The organism is Pseudomonas sp. FP2254, from assembly GCF_030687695.1.
Lineage (GTDB): Bacteria > Pseudomonadota > Gammaproteobacteria > Pseudomonadales > Pseudomonadaceae > Aquipseudomonas > Aquipseudomonas quebecensis.
Window position 1 is genome coordinate 5,198,624 of the sequence record NZ_CP117444.1, and the last position, 15,385, is coordinate 5,214,008.

General features: G+C 56.4%; 15 protein-coding genes. 5 read left to right on the forward strand and 10 right to left on the reverse strand.

What is annotated here, in order from left to right; translation table 11 throughout:
• Positions 1 to 27: 27 nt before the first annotated feature.
• The 4 genes from PSH94_RS23990 to PSH94_RS24005 all read left to right on the forward strand — a co-directional run bounded on the left by PSH94_RS23990 (position 28) and on the right by PSH94_RS24005 (position 6,216).
• Positions 28 to 930, forward strand: coding sequence for a LysR family transcriptional regulator (locus PSH94_RS23990; RefSeq protein ID WP_305435921.1), 903 nt, complete (start codon positions 28 to 30; stop codon positions 928 to 930).
• Positions 931 to 1,825: 895 nt separating this feature from the next.
• The gene (locus PSH94_RS23995) at positions 1,826 to 3,562 is read left to right on the forward strand and encodes a B12-binding domain-containing radical SAM protein (protein WP_266247240.1); all 1,737 of its coding nucleotides are present in this window, start codon (positions 1,826 to 1,828) and stop codon (positions 3,560 to 3,562) included.
• A 22-nt stretch (positions 3,563 to 3,584) separates the two neighbouring features.
• A complete protein-coding gene (locus tag PSH94_RS24000; RefSeq protein ID WP_305435922.1) occupies positions 3,585 to 4,433 on the forward strand; it encodes a DUF692 family multinuclear iron-containing protein in 849 nt (282 codons plus the stop codon).
• A 526-nt stretch (positions 4,434 to 4,959) separates the two neighbouring features.
• Positions 4,960 to 6,216, forward strand: a complete 1,257-nt coding sequence (locus tag PSH94_RS24005) for a hypothetical protein (RefSeq protein ID WP_305435923.1) — start codon at positions 4,960 to 4,962, stop codon at positions 6,214 to 6,216.
• 106 nt (positions 6,217 to 6,322) lie between these two features.
• Here PSH94_RS24005 and PSH94_RS24010 read toward each other — a convergent pair whose 3' ends face one another.
• The gene (locus PSH94_RS24010) at positions 6,323 to 6,940 is read right to left on the reverse strand and encodes a hemolysin III family protein (protein WP_181080655.1); all 618 of its coding nucleotides are present in this window, start codon (positions 6,938 to 6,940) and stop codon (positions 6,323 to 6,325) included.
• A gap of 143 nt (positions 6,941 to 7,083) precedes the next feature.
• Between PSH94_RS24010 and PSH94_RS24015 the strand changes: the two genes are divergently transcribed.
• A complete protein-coding gene (locus tag PSH94_RS24015; protein WP_305435924.1) occupies positions 7,084 to 7,998 on the forward strand; it encodes a LysR substrate-binding domain-containing protein in 915 nt (304 codons plus the stop codon).
• Between the two features lie 117 nt (positions 7,999 to 8,115).
• On the opposite strand, the gene madM is transcribed toward PSH94_RS24015, so the two are convergent.
• The 9 genes from madM to mdcA all read right to left on the reverse strand — a co-directional run bounded on the left by madM (position 8,116) and on the right by mdcA (position 15,245).
• A complete protein-coding gene (gene madM, locus PSH94_RS24020; protein ID WP_253509688.1) occupies positions 8,116 to 8,880 on the reverse strand; it encodes a malonate transporter subunit MadM in 765 nt (254 codons plus the stop codon).
• A 1-nt stretch (position 8,881) separates the two neighbouring features.
• Positions 8,882 to 9,286, reverse strand: a complete 405-nt coding sequence (gene madL / locus PSH94_RS24025) for a malonate transporter subunit MadL (protein WP_061434475.1) — start codon at positions 9,284 to 9,286, stop codon at positions 8,882 to 8,884.
• A 67-nt stretch (positions 9,287 to 9,353) separates the two neighbouring features.
• Positions 9,354 to 10,253: a malonate decarboxylase subunit epsilon gene (gene mdcH, locus PSH94_RS24030; protein ID WP_253509689.1), complete on the reverse strand. Its 900-nt coding sequence runs from the start codon at positions 10,251 to 10,253 to the stop codon at positions 9,354 to 9,356.
• Positions 10,250 to 10,846: a malonate decarboxylase holo-ACP synthase gene (locus PSH94_RS24035; RefSeq protein ID WP_181076569.1), complete on the reverse strand. Its 597-nt coding sequence runs from the start codon at positions 10,844 to 10,846 to the stop codon at positions 10,250 to 10,252. The genes mdcH and PSH94_RS24035 overlap by 4 nt, the downstream gene beginning before the upstream one ends.
• Entirely contained in the window at positions 10,840 to 11,610 is a 771-nt protein-coding gene (mdcE, locus tag PSH94_RS24040) for a biotin-independent malonate decarboxylase subunit gamma (RefSeq protein WP_305435925.1), read from the reverse strand. The genes PSH94_RS24035 and mdcE overlap by 7 nt, the downstream gene beginning before the upstream one ends.
• Entirely contained in the window at positions 11,607 to 12,449 is an 843-nt protein-coding gene (locus PSH94_RS24045) for a biotin-independent malonate decarboxylase subunit beta (protein WP_305435926.1), read from the reverse strand. The genes mdcE and PSH94_RS24045 overlap by 4 nt, the downstream gene beginning before the upstream one ends.
• Positions 12,442 to 12,741, reverse strand: a complete 300-nt coding sequence (locus PSH94_RS24050) for a malonate decarboxylase subunit delta (protein ID WP_181076564.1) — start codon at positions 12,739 to 12,741, stop codon at positions 12,442 to 12,444. Before PSH94_RS24050 ends, PSH94_RS24045 begins: the two co-directional genes overlap by 8 nt.
• On the reverse strand, positions 12,741 to 13,574 hold the full coding sequence (locus tag PSH94_RS24055) for a triphosphoribosyl-dephospho-CoA synthase (protein ID WP_181076562.1): 834 nt from the start codon (positions 13,572 to 13,574) through the stop codon (positions 12,741 to 12,743). Before PSH94_RS24055 ends, PSH94_RS24050 begins: the two co-directional genes overlap by 1 nt.
• Positions 13,575 to 15,245: a malonate decarboxylase subunit alpha gene (gene mdcA / locus PSH94_RS24060; protein ID WP_253509695.1), complete on the reverse strand. Its 1,671-nt coding sequence runs from the start codon at positions 15,243 to 15,245 to the stop codon at positions 13,575 to 13,577.
• Positions 15,246 to 15,385 lie beyond the last annotated feature (140 nt).

A 15,385-nucleotide genomic window follows, 5' to 3' on the forward strand; every position in this document is an offset into this window, starting at 1 on the left:
CCTATAAACAAAGGTTATGGACTTGCCATGCGCCTGCGTCATATCGAAATCTTCCAGGCCATCCGCCAGACCGGCTCCGTCAGCGCTGCCGCGCAGTTGTTGCACGTGTCACAACCGGCAGTGACCAAGGTGCTGCAGCACGCCGAGTTGCAGTTGGGTTTCCCGTTGTTTCTGCGGGTGCGCGGCAAGTTGCAGCCCACGCCGGAAGCGCTGGCGCTGGAGCGCGAAGTCGATAAAGTCACCGACAGCCTGCAAGCCGTGCGGCGCCTGGCCAAGAGCTTGCGCCTCGCACCGGGCCAGAGCGTGCGCATCGGGGCGATCCCGGCGCTGGCCTTGTCGCTGCTGCCGCCGGCAATCCTGGAATGGACCCGCGATTACCCGGACATGGCCTGCGAGCTGTCCAGCGACCACAGCCGTGAGTTGGTGCAGAAACTGCTGATGCGCGAGATTGATCTGGCGCTGACCCTCAACTTCTCCGGGCACCCGGGGTTGACCACCCAAGTGCTGGCCAACGGTGTGCTGGTGGCGTTGGCGTCCAAAGGCTACTGGACCGAAGCCGAACTGAGCACGCCATTGCCCTTGGCGGACCTGGCGGGTGCGCCGTTGATCGGCCTTTCCAGCGCCGATCCGCTGGCCGCCAAACTCGACAGCTACCTGGAAAACGTCGACCCCGCGCCCCGGGTGACAATCTCGGTGCAAACCTATTCCCTGGCCCGCGCCATGGTCGAATCCGGCGCTGGCCTGACGGTCATCGACCCCTTCACCGCCCTCGGCGCCTCGACCGCCACCACCTGCATCCGCCCGCTCACACCACCGTTGCCGATCACCTTGTACGCCCTGACCCGCGCAGATGAGCCACCGCCGCATATGTTGGCCAAGTTGTTGGGGGTTGTTGGGCAGCGTGCCTGGGAACTACTGCAACGTCTGTAGGAACACAGAAGATCCAATGTAGGAGGGCAAGCCCTACTCCATATGTTTATCTCAGTTAAAGCACTTACTTAATGCATAAATTGGAATCTGAGTCTCGATCGCAGAAACAGCTCAGAGGACTGTTTTTTAGACCAAGAGATAGGAATCGGATTACATTCGCACGATATAACTGCTTAAAAAGTCTTGAAATTTCGAAAATAGAGTTTTGCTGTAACGAGTCAGCCGTTAATCCATAATTCCAAAAAATAAACAAGCACACCACAAACGATTCGATTGCCTCCATGGCCTCTTCATCCTACATACTCGTAGGAGCCATCCTTCAAAGCGGGACTTTTCTTACAAGCAAACAGTAATCTTAGGAAATTTCTGAAATTTCATTTTTTATTTGACTTAAAGAATCTCTGGGACTTTTATATAAGAGCAGCCACGATTCTTGCTGGCATGCAAGACACTTAATCCGACTGCAAATACGCTGAAATCAAAAACAAAAAGGAGCAATATCATGGCAGACGAAAATGACGATGACTATCTGGATGAACTGGCCTCTGATGTCGAGACCTTAACTCCGGTACCAGATGGAAGTTACGACATGGTTGCTGGAAAAACGGCACCCGAATTCTAATGAAGTACTACTAGCTACTAATTGGACACTGTAAAACAGTGTCCAATTACTGAGAGCGGATGGATCAACGCCGCATGAGAATAAAAACGAAGATCGGAGTAGTCTGCCTAACAGAACTAGGATATTGCTTCTTCCATAACGGGACGCACCTTCTAAAAATATCGAAAAATAAATTTATTGATGCACTAGAGTCTGACGAGAAATCTGCGCTCATAGCGGAGCGCTATCCAGATTTTTTTTGCCTGGCTAAAGCCAGTGAAGCGAGGAGTTCTTATGAAAAAAGCTCACAACTTTTCCGCGCCTTGCACGAGTGAGCCTGTCGAACTCTGTCGACTCGCATTAGTCGCTCTACCCTACGGCGAAGGCCCACAAAAAGTGATGCCGCTTGGCCTACAGAACATTTCAGCTTATGTAAGAAAAAATTCCGAGCACACAACTTGTAAAATCTTTGACTATTCCGACCTATACACATCAGATATTGACGAGCTAGCCGATTTAATCAACTGGGCACCACACTTTATAGGGATCTCAATATATAGCAGTCATGTGCAGGCAGCGATAACATGGGGAAAAACAATAAAAAATGCCTTGCCCGGAACATTCATTTTTTGTGGCGGCCCACATATAAGCCTAGCAGCGGAAGATTTTCTGCGTGCGAGTAACAGGACCTTTGAGTTAGCGATACGTGGCGAGGGTGAGCATTCAACTGCTAAACTCATAGACGTATTTAATAATACTCACACTCAGTTCCCACGCAAAACAAAATCAAAAAAACACATTTATAAAAATCACTTCAATAGAATACCAAACGCAGTGTGGCTTACGACATCTGGAAAGCTGAAAGAGTCCTATATAGAAAAGATACAACTCCCCACAGCGGACTGGGAGAACCCGCTCCTTGAATACTCTTCGGAACGCTTACAAAAACTTTATTTCACAGATAGGAAAGACTCTAAACAGAGAAAAGCCATAGCATTGACAAGCAGTCGAGGCTGCCCATTAGCATGCTCTTTTTGCGCTATTGTCGCAGCAGACAAGGAGGGGCCAAAATGGCGCGCCATCGAAGCCACGACACTTGTTAGCTGGATAGCGGAAGCCTATACGCACTACTCGTTCGAACACATATACATGATGGATGCGAATTTTTTCGTTCGTAAAGATAGGGTGCTGGAATTCTCAGAGAAACTGTACAACTTATTTAACGGCCGGGTCACATGGAGCAGTTCCTCCACGGTAGGCTACCTTCTAAAGTTACAATCCGAACTACCAAAACTAGTGAGTCAGGGACTAAGGCTTGTCGAGATGGGCATCGAGTCTGGCTCACAGTCGCAACTAGACTACATGAACAAAAGGGTCACCGTGCAAAACAATATTGATGCCGTAAGAGCCCTACAAAACAACAAGATCGATGTCGGGCTTGACTTTATAATGTTTTATCACGACCAACAAAAAAGAGAAATCATTGAAAACTTAGTTTTTTTGGTAAAATCCGGGCTGACAGAACACGAATCTTTAGATCACTATTTCAATATTATGATGTTGTATCCAGGAACCCCCGTAAGAAAAAATCTGGAGAGAAAGACAGGCACAAAGCTTGACCTGACACAGCTACCAAACAGCAGAGAATTTATTGAAAATCACGAAGTATATAACATATATACCGCCTATATAGACAACTTTGCAATCCCACTACTAAATCAACTCGAACAAGCAATCGAATCAAACATTGAAAAAATTGGGACACATACGTCGCTTACAGAGACAGCCTACCACTCCTTGCTAAATATTCACTTAAAGCATATGCCATTCAAAGTCTTATGGTGGCTTTGCCACAACACGGATAAAACAACTGAAATTAACCGCGAGCCATTCTTTATCAACTATGTGGCAACAATCAACAAAGCTATCGCCGATGACAAACCGGTCAACGCGCCCAAACTCAAAATCCTAGAAACACCGACAACTGGTTCAGGAGGTAGGAGAGGCGAACTTATAGGTAGATCCTTATAACCAACATTCAAACGGGTGATTTATGAACAACCGCTCAATTCGCATAGGCATTAGCGGCGACGTAGAGAAACTAAAACAATTCGTTCAGCATCGCACTGACAACAACCATATATATAATCAAACACCGATTCGCCACTTTAGTTTGGGTATACGCCCTTGGGATAAAATAGAAAGCTCATTAACTGATATATGCCTATCCGCAGACTTTACGATGTCCGCACACCCCGTAGACATCAATTTCTCAGGGGTTACTGACTTGGCAGACTTAAAAAACCTGAAGGAGGCGCTAGCCACACTTCCTATAATTTATATCGAGGAAGACATCGGAATTTGGAGGAATGGCAATCTATTTTTGGGCGCTCACCAAACCAATCCGCCTATGAATAAAGAAACATTAAAAACCACTGCTGACAATGCCAGATTCATAAATGACTACTTTGAAATACCTGTAGTTTTGGAAAACCCACCAATCTATAGCGAATTTGGAAACATAGAATTTTGGGAGTTTTACCTAGAGCTGTGCAGGCGCTCTGAATGCATGATGGCGTTTGATATTGGGCACTATCTTGGCTACTGTAAAACTAAAGGTCTAGCGTTCGATTTGCCCTGCGCTGCCCACGAAATTTGGAATCTAATTAAGACGCTACACATCTCAGGAGTGAAGTCTTGGCTATGGAATGGTATTCCCGTCTGGCTTGACCAACATTCAGACCACTTCAAAAACGAACTAACCGAAACATTTAAAAGCGCGGTAATAAAAAGCCTAAAAACGCACAACATTTTGTTGGAAATGGAGGGAGCACCGCTAGATGTTGAAAACAGCAACATAATTCTCATAAAAAAGGCGCTCATAGAAGCGAATAAAAAATGAAAAAATCCTGCCATATCTCAACAACTATATTTTTCTCAAAAATATATGAACCTAATAACTTGCTATCAACTCCAACATCCTCGGAAGAAAAACACTTCGCGTTTGAAAGCATCAGAAGGTATTTAGACATCTCTAGGCACATCAGTAGAAGATGGCCCTATACGATCAGGTATCTAGAATCAATTCATGGAGAGGAAGTTTTAATCGCCGTATTTGATCGTTTTGATAAAACCTCGAAAATCTACAAAAATTTAAACGCCGCGGCGTGTGAAATTTTTCTACAGAAGATAAAAACTCAATTCCCCCCTATCGATTACGAACTACTGCTTTACGAAGATTTTCGAAATAGGAGAGACACACAATACAAATATGTCTCTACCCCGCCCGCAGGACGTTCTCTCACTTTAGTTCCTTTCGACTTGGACTCCATTTACACGACACTAATGTTTTATGGTAGAGCTCATGCCCCGTCGATCTTTTATAAAAATCTAGTACTTGAACCCGGCAAAACTTTCAGGGTCAGCCTATGAAAAGCGCCACCAATATTGTCTCCCGCTCAGACGCACTATATGGTGGCATCGCGATGGGTGTAACGATACTAGAACTGGCTCTGATAGCAACCAACCCTAAGCTTGGGAGTTTTTCCTTAGAGTTCTCGCTCATTACACAGCTGCTAATTTCTCTGGTTATTGAGTTTTACGTTGGGCATTCGTTTGCAAACCGTTTTGGTACGGCATACACAACAATTTACGGGTTCATATTCAAGTTTGCATGCGCTATTTTTTTAACCACCGGATTTTATTTAGCGCTACTCGACTACTGGCATATTAGTTGGTGCTTGATACTTATTTCATTCACCTTCGACTCAATAGGCACTGGCTGCCTGCGATCATCTTTCAGGCCGGCCTACAACGACCTCCACCTGCACCTTACTGGACATAGCGCAGATTACGTGGGAGCTTTTAAAAAACACCTGCACATACGCATAGGGACTCCATTAACTCTATTACTGATAGCATCACTCATGATGAGTAGCGGATACTACCTGTACGCCATGCTAGTGACGATGTTGCCAATATTACTATGCCGAGTCATTCAGACTTACGTCTCCTACCATGATCTCAAGCCAGTTCTCACTAAAAAGAACAGCTCAAAGCACCGAACCCGCCTTTATTATATTCATCACTTTAAAGTCATCTCTAAATACCCTAGCCAGTTTTTGGGATACGTAGCAGGCAATACTTTTGAGATGTTGATCCTCATGTACGCAATTGGCTTATTATATCGACACAAACCCTCGACAGACATACCTGAAGGTTTATCTTGGCTAGGAAGCTCACTAACAGCCTTTGTAGTTTTTTTGGCGTCTACGGTTCTCGGAGTCGTGGGACTATCCCAGCCGACACTCAAAAAATCCGGCTCAATATTTTCATTTTTTTGCTTTTTCATAACCGTTGCCATATCCCTGCCAACGGCCATTGACAACACAAACACTTCATACTTCCTGATTCTTTCGGCCTTCTGTTTTTTTGGGGCTGGGATTGGAATCATAATGACCAGAGTCACATCAAATGAAGTTCTAGATCGTGCATGTAGACAGGAAATATTCTCTTTCTTTCTAATCACCGAACTCGTAACGACAATTTCGGTTATATTTACAGTTATGGTAAGCAGCCTTTTCTTTTCTCCAGAGAAAATAATGAATGGGCTAAGCTATGGTTTAATAATGCTCATGGGAGCTTACTGCTTTTCTACTACTTACAAACAGCTGAAAGAAAAGTAAATTTTCAATGTAAACCAGCGTCAGCCAACCTATTCGTCACTGGCCCACCGCCATCGGGGTGGGACGGTGCGACAAGCACCCTCCCACTTTTTGATCGAGTCGGCTGTCAGAGTACGTAGCGCATGATCGCCACGAAATGCAGCACGCTGCCGCCGATCACAAACAAATGCCAGATACCATGGGAATGCCGCAGGCGATGCTCCAGGGCAAAAAAGATGATGCCGACGGTGTACAGCACGCCGCCCGCCGCCAGCCAGATAAACCCCGCCGTGCCCAGCGCGGCCATCAGCGGCTTGACCGCCACCAGCACGATCCAGCCCATCACCGCATAAATGACGATGGACAAAATGCGCGCCTCGGAACGCGGCTTGATCTCCTGCAGGATGCCGATCACCGCCAGCCCCCACACAATCCCGAACAGCGTCCAACCCCACGGCCCGCGCAGGGTCACCAGGCAGAACGGCGTGTAGCTGCCGGCGATCAGCAGGTAGATGGAAAAGTGATCGACCTTCTGCATGATCTCTTTTCGCCGCCCCTGCACGCTGTGATACACAGTAGACGCGCTGTACAGCACCATCAGCGTAAAGCCATAAATCGCCACGCTGACGATCTTCCAGGGGCTGCCATCCAGACTGGCTACCACCAGCATCCATACGGCGCCAATACACGCCGCGACGGCACCGAGCAAATGGCTCCAGGCGTTGAATCGTTCCCCGTGGTACATGAATCACTGACCTCCCGTAACCGTTGACGACTGGCCGCAAGCCTCCGGCCTTGCGCATCAGAGTGCAAGTGCCGTGTGACGTTCCGAGGACGCCGAGCGCTTTTGCGGGCACAATCGACCCCACGCGAACCAGAGCCACGGCCATGCTGATCGACGAAGAATTCACCCTCAAAAAACTCGAAATCTTCCTGGCGTTCATGCGCACCAGCAACCTGGCCCGCGCCGCCGCCGAGCTGCAGACCAGCAATGTCAGCGTGCACCGCGCCATTCATTCACTGGAAAACGCCCTGCGCTGCCCGCTGTTCAAACATGAGGGGCGCAACCTCACGCCGCTGGAGAGCGCCTACGTGCTCGAAGAGCGCGCACAGAAACTGATCGCCGATGTGGTCGACAGCGTGCGCCTGACCCGCGAGGCCGCCGGTTTCTCCGCCGAACGTTTCAAGCTCGGCTCGCTGTATTCGCTGACGGTCAAAACCGTGCCGCAACTGATCATGGGCCTGAAGATACGCCGCAGCGAACTCAACATCGACCTGATCCTCGGCTCCAATTTCGACCTGCTCTATAAGCTCAAGAACATGGAAGTCGACGCGATCCTCATCTCCCTGGACGAACACGCCAACGATCCGGACTGCGAACAGATCGAACTGTTCTGCGACGATATCTTCCTCGCCACCCCGGCCGACTCGCCTTTCGACCGCGAGCAGGAAATCGACCTGGCCGACGTGCGCGACGCCACCTTCATCACCCTGACTCAAGGCTTCGCCACCCACCAGGACGGCAACCGAGTGTTCAAGCAGGCGGGGTTCGAGCCGAAGGTGGCGATGCAGGTCAATGACATCTTCACGCTGTTGAGCATGGTCAGCTCGGGGGTAGGTTATGCGCTGCTGCCGGGCAGAATCGCGGCGGTGTACGAGAACCGCGTGAAGCTGATACCGCTGCAAGCCAGGTATCGGTTGCAGCAGCATATTGGCGTGGTGTTCTTGAAGGCCAAGGAGCGAGACCCGAATTTACTGGCGCTGCTGGCCGAGTGTCGGATGTATGCCAACCGCCAGACTTGAGATGATCGTTCCCACGCTCCGCGTGGGAACGCAGCCCTGGACGCTCTGCGTCCGCTCTTGAAGGCGTGACGCGGAGCGTCACAGGATGCATTCCCACGCGGAGCGTGGGAACGATCGTCAGCCGACCAACCCACGCACAATGAAGTACAGCAGCGAAGGCCCGAGCAAGCACCCAAGCCCGGTATGGAACGTCGCCGTCAACGCGCCATACGGCACCAAGCGCCGGTCCGTCGCCGCCAGCCCTGCGGTCACGCCGCTCACGGTGCCGGCCAAGCCACCGAAGACCATCGCCGAGCGCGGGTTGTCCAAGCCCATCCAGCGCGCCGCCACCGGTGTGCCGACCATCACCAGGATCGCCTTGATCAAGCCGGTGGCAATCGACAGCGCCATCACATCGGACGTCGCGCCAATCGCCGCGCCGGTCACCGGGCCGACGATGTAGGTCACGGCACCCGCGCCGATGGTGGTCATGCTGATCGCATCGCGATAACCAAATGCCCAGGCCATGCTCGCGCCGACGATAAACGGCAGGACGGTGCCCAACAGCAGCGCAACCACGCCGATCATCCCGGCCTTGCGCGCTTCGGTGGCCTGCACTTCAAACGCCGTGGCGACAATGGCGAAGTCACGCAGCATCGCGCCGCCCATCAGGCCGATGCCAGAAAACAGCGCCAGGTCGGCCAGGCCTTTCTGGCCACCGCTAATCGTGCCGCCGACCCAGGCCAGTACCAGGCCGATCACAATGGCAATCGCCGAGCCGTGGATGCGGCCAAAGGTCAAGCGCCTGGACAGCACCACGGAAATCCACATCACCACGCCAACAAAGGCAAACGCAGTGATCAGGCCGTTATGCTCCAGGCCCTTTTCGATGAGATCCCACATATCAGCGACCTCCCGCAGGCACGATCAGCGGCTCTTCATCGGGCAACGGTTCGCCTTTATGCGTGCGGCTGATCAAGGCAATGGTGCAACCGCAGACCACCACCGATCCGATGGCGGCGAGCACCGCGACCGGCCCGCCGTGCAACGCGGTTACAACGTTCTGCTGCGCGGCCATCGCCACAACAACGGGGATATACATGGCGCCCCAGAAGCCCACGCCCATCTCACAATCCTTGGTCATGCCGCCGCGCTTTTGCATCCACAGGCGGGCACAGATCAACAGGATCATGGCGATCCCCACCCCGCCCACGTTGGATTTGACGCCCAGCAACACGCCAAGCATGTCGCCCATGATCACCCCTGCAAGCGTGCAGATCGCCAGCAGTGCCACACCGTAAATAATCATTGTTGTTGTCCTCAAAGTGCTCGATCGACATTGTTGTTTTTGTGCTTCGACAGCCTTGGGTAGTGCTTTATCGGTGGCGGCGCTCCTCCTCTTCCAGCAGGGCCTGCAAGGTATCCAGGCGCGCGCCCTCGCAGGCGATCACCGTGCCTTGCTCGAACACGCGGCGTGACAGGCCGGTGAGCACGGCGCCCGGAGGCACTTCGATTTGCAGGCGCACACCGCGTTCGTAGGCGCTTTGCACCGTGCCGCGCCAGTCAACGACGCGACACATGTTGAAGGCCAGATCGTCGCGCAGGTGTTCGGGGTTGTGAATCGGCCGCGCTCGGGTGCTGCTCAGGTAGGTGATGCGCGGCGCCTTGAGCGGGACAAATGCCTGGGCCAGGGCCTCGGCCGGTTGCGCCAGCAGCGCGCAATGGGACGGCACACTCACGGCCAGGCGCTTGGCGATGCCGTTGCCTTTGATACGCGCGGCGACGCGCTTCATGGCTTCGTCGCTGCCGGCGATCACGCTCTGGTTATCGGCGTTGATATTGGCCAGGTACACCGGGGTTTCGGGGCTGTGGATGGCGGCGAGAAGTGTTTCGACGGTGGATAACTCCACGCCGATGATCGCCGTCATGCCGTAGCCGTGTGGATAAGCGTTTTGCATCAGTTCGCCGCGCAGGCTTACCAGTTTTACTGCCTGAGCAAAATCCAGGGCCCCGGCGATCACCGCAGCCGGGTAGGCGCCGATGGACAGGCCCGCCACATAGTCCGGGGTGCGCGCCAACAGGCGAGCGTGGGCCGTACCTGCGATCAACAGGCACAACTGCACGGCGCGGGTACTGGCCAGGGCTTGCGCGGAGTCGAGCAGGCGCACGTTTTCGCCAAGAGCATCGCTGGCTTCTTCCAGTACAGGTTCGGGCAACGACTGGAGCATGCCGGGTCGCTGCGCCCCCTGCCCCGGAAACACCAGGAGGCTGCTCATGCCACGGCCTGCCAGGGGTCGAGCACGAGGTGGGCGCCGCGATCGGTTTTCAGCAGCACACGGCGTGAGCCGCTGGCCCACTCGCGCAAGGCGACAGCGCCGAACGGGGTTTGCAGTTGCAGATCGACGGGGCACACCGTGGCGTCCAGGATCGCCAGCAGGTCGTCGGCATACGCGCGTTCAAGGCGCTTGGGCGTACGCAGGATCAAATCCAGATCGCTACGAGCATGCAACGCTTCGATGCCGGTGGCCAATTCAAACCCTGCGCTACCGCTGACGCCCCATGTCTGTTGCACCAGCACCGAACGCAATTGAGCGAGCGCTTGCAGCGCGGGTAAATCCCGTGACGAAACCACGTCGCGCAGGGCTTCCGGGGCCACGCGCCGCTGCACCGCCGCCAGCGGCATCTCGGCGGCGAAACGCTGCTCACGCAAACGCCCGCGCACACCAACCGCCACATAACCCGGTGCGGCGATGGCGCGGCGCACCACCACCGGGTGGCCGGCGCCGAGCGCCTCCAGCCCCCAGGCCGGTGCATCGGCGGGCAGGTGCGCCGGGGTCATGCCCCAGAGCAAGTCGTGGGCGTTCACCATTGTTCCCGCAGCAGTTGGCGAACATGACTGGACGCCGCGCGATTAGTCGCGCCCAGGCGCCCGCGCAGATCGGTGCTGCCGACATCCTTGATCGCATTCACCAGGCAATCACTGACCCGCGCCACATCGTCCGCCGTGGGCTGTTCGATCTGGCTGACCGACAAGGTCTCCCACAGCAGACCGAGGCTGGCATAGCTGTCGATGTCATAGGCCATGGGCGGCACGCTGGCGGCCAGGGCTTCCAGCTCTTCGACGCTGCGCATGGTCACCCGCGCGGCCGAAGCCTTGCCCATCGCGTGCACCATCACACCGGGATCACGCAGGGCGATCAGGCGGTTGGCCTGGTAACCGTGGGCCAGGAACGCACCGGACATGGCCTTGCCCACCAGCAGCGCAATCACCGGGTGGCCGGCCAGGCGAGCACGCGCATAGCTGTCGGCGGCAGCGGCCAGGGCCTGATGGATGCCGAGGGCTTCTTCGCGACGGCCGTAGGCTTGGCTCGGCACATCGACGATGGCGATGATCGGGCGCTTGTCGCCACGGGCAATAGCCTCATCGACGGCCTTGGCCAGGCCCCAGCCTTCGAGCAGGCCGACTTCGCCATTGCGCGCCCGAGGGAAGCGGTTTTGCGCGTCCGTGATCACGGCGACAAAGCGCACCTTTTGCTCACCCAATACAGCGTCGGCAACCCTCAGCGACGCCGGCAAACCGTCTACAGGTGGAGCGCCGCCGCTCAATGCGTTGAACCACTGCAAGCCTCTCATGACCGTTCTCCTTGATACAGCTCGCGCACCGTCGCCGGGTCGATTTGCGGTATGGCGTCCAACTCGGCCAAGCGTGCGAGGTAATAATCAGCCTGGCGACTGCGTTGCTGGGCGGGCACGCCTTGCTGCAACAACGCGCTGACGGTCTGCTGAATCTGCGCCACATCGTCGGCGACATAACGGTCGGCCAGGCCACTGTTGAAGCGCTGTTCACCACCCGTGAGGCTCCAGATAAAGGGACGGTCGCGGGAGTCGTATTCTTCCAAGCCGGCTTCCTGCTCGATCACCTGCGGACCATTGAGGCCCAGCCGTGCTTCGCGGGTCACGACGAGGTAACTGCACAGCCCGGCCGCGATGGACATGCCGCCGAAACAACCAACGCTGCCCGCCACCACACCGATCACCGGCTGGTGCTGGCGCAGGTCGACTATCGCCGCGTGGATATCGGCAATCGCGGCCAGGCCCAGGTTGGCTTCCTGCAAGCGCACGCCGCCGGTTTCCAGCAGCAGCACGGCGCGGGTGCGGATGCCGTTGCGGTTGTCTTCGGCGGCCAGCTCCAGCGCACCGGCGATTTTTGCTCCGCCGACTTCACCGAGGCTGCCGCCCTGGAAGTTGCCTTCGATGGCCGCCACCACCACCGGCAAGCCACCGATGCTGCCCTTGGCGATGATCACCCCGTCATCGGCCTGCGGCACCACGCCTTGGCGGCCAAGCCAGGGCGACATGACGCGCTGGAACGGGTCGATCAGTTCGCGAAAGGTACCGGCATCCAGCAGCGCCTTGGCTCGCTGGCGTGCACCGAGTTCGACAAAGCTGTGTTTGCTGAGCAAGTCAGTCATGGTCGATCTCCTCGAAACCCTGTTCCAGGCGCAGACGCACCACGCCGGGGGTGGCGCCGAAGTCGTGGATATCAATATTCAGGGCCGGTGGCGTGTGCTCCTGGAAGATCCGCTCGAACAGGTGCAGCCAACGCTGCTCGGCGCCGTTCACTGAGGTCTGCACCTGAATGGTCAATCGCCCCGCCGTGCCCGGCTCCAGCAGCACTTCCAGGTCGCCCGAGCCGACGCAACCTACCAGCGCGCGGCCTTTTGGCGGCTGCCCGGCGGGGAATTCAAAGGATAAGGTTTCCATCACAACGCTCCGTCGAGGCGGTCGATAAACAGGCAGGCGGCCAACAGGTCGGCGGCGCCGCCGGGGGAGGCATTCAGGGCCAGGAGTTGGTTGTCCAGTGCGTGCAGGCTGCGGCGGCCGGCCAGGGTGGCGCTGCCGCCGGCGTCGAGCACCGCTTGGGCGCCGTGTTGCATGGCTTGCAGGCCTTCGGTGCCGGCGCGGTAGAGCACACACGTGTCGGCCAGCTCGGTCATGATCGCCAGCAAGGCATCAAGACGCGCGTTCTGTTCACCGGCGTTCCGGCGGCGACTCTGGTGCAGTTGCGGCAGGCCGCGCTGGGTCACGGCGGGGAAGCCCAGTTGCGCTTCTTCACGGGCACCGCGTGCACCGTAGCGTTGCGCGACCTGGGCGCCGTGGCTCATCGGTTGAGGTGCATAACGGTCGTTGAGCAGGGCCAGTCTGGCGGCGTTCAGCGTTATGGCGCGCGGTTCCAGGGCAGCCGATGCGGTCAGCAAGCCGAGGGCCCAGATCGCGCCGCGATGGGTATTCACACCGTTGGTGGTGACGAGCATCGCCTGCTCGCCTTCGCGACCGATTCGGCCGAGCGCTTCGCGCAGCGGCAAACCGACCTCGCCGAATTCAATCGCCGCCTCGGCCATTGCCTTGAACATCGGCCACAGCGACAACGCCGACGCGTGCATCAGGCCCAAGTGCAAATCGTGGTGGGCGCCGTTGCCGCGACGGTCCACCAGGGCGGGTTTGGGCGACAGGTCGGCTTCGTCGATCAGCGCGTCGACGGCCATATCCGCCAGGCGATCCGCGAGGCTGAGTTCGTGCAGTTTGAGGGCGCGCATTTACCAGCTCCTGAATTTGGCGGGCGGGTTGTAAAGGCCACCGGACCACTCCACCAGGTCGGCCACGCTCTTGGCGGCCAGCAACTCGCGGGTGGCGTCGGTGCGGCGGATGCCGAGGTCTTCGGGCAAAGCAATCAAACCCTCGCGGCGCAGGCGCGCGGTGTCCTTGGGGTTATGGCGCATGCCGATGGCGGTGACCCCGGCGACGGCGGCGATCATCGCCTGGCGTTCTTCCAGAGAGCGCGCCTTGTACAGGTAAGCGATGCCTTCTTCGGTAAGCAGGTGGGTGACGTCGTCGCCGTAGATCATGATCGGCGCCAGGGGCATGCCGCTTTTGCGCGCCACCTCCACGGCATCAAGGGTGTCGACGAAGGTCGGTTTACCGCCCTCCTGGAAGGTTTCAACCATCTGCACCACCAGTTTCTTGCCGCGTTCGAGCAGCGCTTGCGGTGCGTCGCCGTGGCGCATATCCAACCATGCCGGGGTGCCATGGCGACGGCCGCGCGGGTCGTGGCCCATGTTCGGCGCACCGCCAAAGCCGGCAAGGCGACCACGGGTCACGGTGCTGGAATGGCCGTCGCCATCGACTTGCAGAGTGGCGCCGATAAACAGGTCCACTGCGTATTGGCCGGCCAGTTGGCAGACCATGCGGTTGGAGCGCATCGAGCCATCGCGGCCGGTGAAGAACACATCCGGCCGGGCGGCGATGTAGTTTTCCATGCCCAGTTCGGTGCCGAAGCAATGCACGCTTTCCACCCAACCGCTTTCAATCGCCGGGATCAGGGTGGGGTGCGGGTTGAGGGTCCAGTTGCGGCAGATCTTGCCCTTCAAGCCCAGGGATTCGCCGTAGGTGGGCAGGATCAGTTCGATGGCAGCGGTGTTGAAACCGATACCGTGGTTGAGCGACTGCACGTTGTGTTTTTCGTAGATGCCACGGATCGCCATCATCGCCATCAGCACATGTACGGGCTTGATGTGGCGGGGGTCGCGGGTGAACAGCGGCTCGATGTAGAACGGTTTGTCGGCCACCACCACGAAATCCACCCAACTGGCCGGGATGTCGACACGGGGCAGGTCAGTGACGTCGTCGACCAACTGGTTGACCTGCACGATGACGATGCCATCGCTGAAGGCTGCGGGCTCGATCAGCGCCGGGGTGTCCTCGGTGCTGGCGCCGGTGTAGATATTGCCGGCGCGGTCGGCCATGAAACCGGCGGAAAGTACGACGTTGGGGATCAGGTCCACTACCAGGCGGGCATAGAGTTCGATGTAGGTGTGGATCGCACCGATTTCCAGCAGACCGTCTTCCAGCAACTGGCTGATGCGCAGGGATTGGGTGCCGGCGAAGGAAAAGTCCAGCTTGCGCGCGATGCCCTTTTCAAACAGGTCCAGGTGCTCGGACCGCCCGACACTGGGCATGATCATGTGCAAATCGTGAAGCTTGGCCGGGTCGGCCTTGGCCAGGGAGCGCGAGAGGAAGTCGGCCTGCTTCTGGTTGTTGCCCTCCAGCACCACGCGGTCGCCGGGGAGGATCAGGGCTTCCAGGGCCTCGACAATCCTGTCGCCGGGCAAAACCGCCCCGTCTGCGATTTTTTTGACCAGCCCGAGCCGCCGCAGCTTCTCGTCACGCCGCCGCGTCCAGCGCGAGTCGGGGTTTATTGTTGTTGTCATGGTCGCTCCACGGGTTTGCTGTCGTGGGCTGTACCTTAGGAGTGATTCAGGGGGTCATCAATCAAGCTGGGCGACGGATCATTACGGCTGGAGTAATGGATCGAGGTGATCGTTCCCACGCTCTGCGTGGGAATGTCTCC

Bases quoted from the DNA above. Each gene is read 5' to 3' on its own strand.
- madM (WP_253509688.1), bottom strand. From the start codon at position 8,880: ATGTGGGATCTCATCGAAAAGGGCCTGGAGCATAACGGCCTGATCACT.
- PSH94_RS24050 (WP_181076564.1), bottom strand. From the start codon at position 12,741: ATGGAAACCTTATCCTTTGAATTCCCCGCCGGGCAGCCGCCAAAAGGC.
- PSH94_RS24045 (WP_305435926.1), bottom strand. From the start codon at position 12,449: ATGACTGACTTGCTCAGCAAACACAGCTTTGTCGAACTCGGTGCACGC.
- PSH94_RS24015 (WP_305435924.1), top strand. From the start codon at position 7,084: ATGCTGATCGACGAAGAATTCACCCTCAAAAAACTCGAAATCTTCCTG.
- PSH94_RS23990 (WP_305435921.1), top strand. From the start codon at position 28: ATGCGCCTGCGTCATATCGAAATCTTCCAGGCCATCCGCCAGACCGGC.
- madL (WP_061434475.1), bottom strand. From the start codon at position 9,286: ATGATTATTTACGGTGTGGCACTGCTGGCGATCTGCACGCTTGCAGGG.
- PSH94_RS24035 (WP_181076569.1), bottom strand. From the start codon at position 10,846: ATGGTGAACGCCCACGACTTGCTCTGGGGCATGACCCCGGCGCACCTG.
- PSH94_RS24005 (WP_305435923.1), top strand. From the start codon at position 4,960: ATGAAAAGCGCCACCAATATTGTCTCCCGCTCAGACGCACTATATGGT.
- mdcE (WP_305435925.1), bottom strand. From the start codon at position 11,610: ATGAGAGGCTTGCAGTGGTTCAACGCATTGAGCGGCGGCGCTCCACCT.
- PSH94_RS24055 (WP_181076562.1), bottom strand. From the start codon at position 13,574: ATGCGCGCCCTCAAACTGCACGAACTCAGCCTCGCGGATCGCCTGGCG.
- PSH94_RS23995 (WP_266247240.1), top strand. From the start codon at position 1,826: ATGAAAAAAGCTCACAACTTTTCCGCGCCTTGCACGAGTGAGCCTGTC.
- mdcA (WP_253509695.1), bottom strand. From the start codon at position 15,245: ATGACAACAACAATAAACCCCGACTCGCGCTGGACGCGGCGGCGTGAC.
- PSH94_RS24000 (WP_305435922.1), top strand. From the start codon at position 3,585: ATGAACAACCGCTCAATTCGCATAGGCATTAGCGGCGACGTAGAGAAA.
- PSH94_RS24010 (WP_181080655.1), bottom strand. From the start codon at position 6,940: ATGTACCACGGGGAACGATTCAACGCCTGGAGCCATTTGCTCGGTGCC.
- mdcH (WP_253509689.1), bottom strand. From the start codon at position 10,253: ATGAGCAGCCTCCTGGTGTTTCCGGGGCAGGGGGCGCAGCGACCCGGC.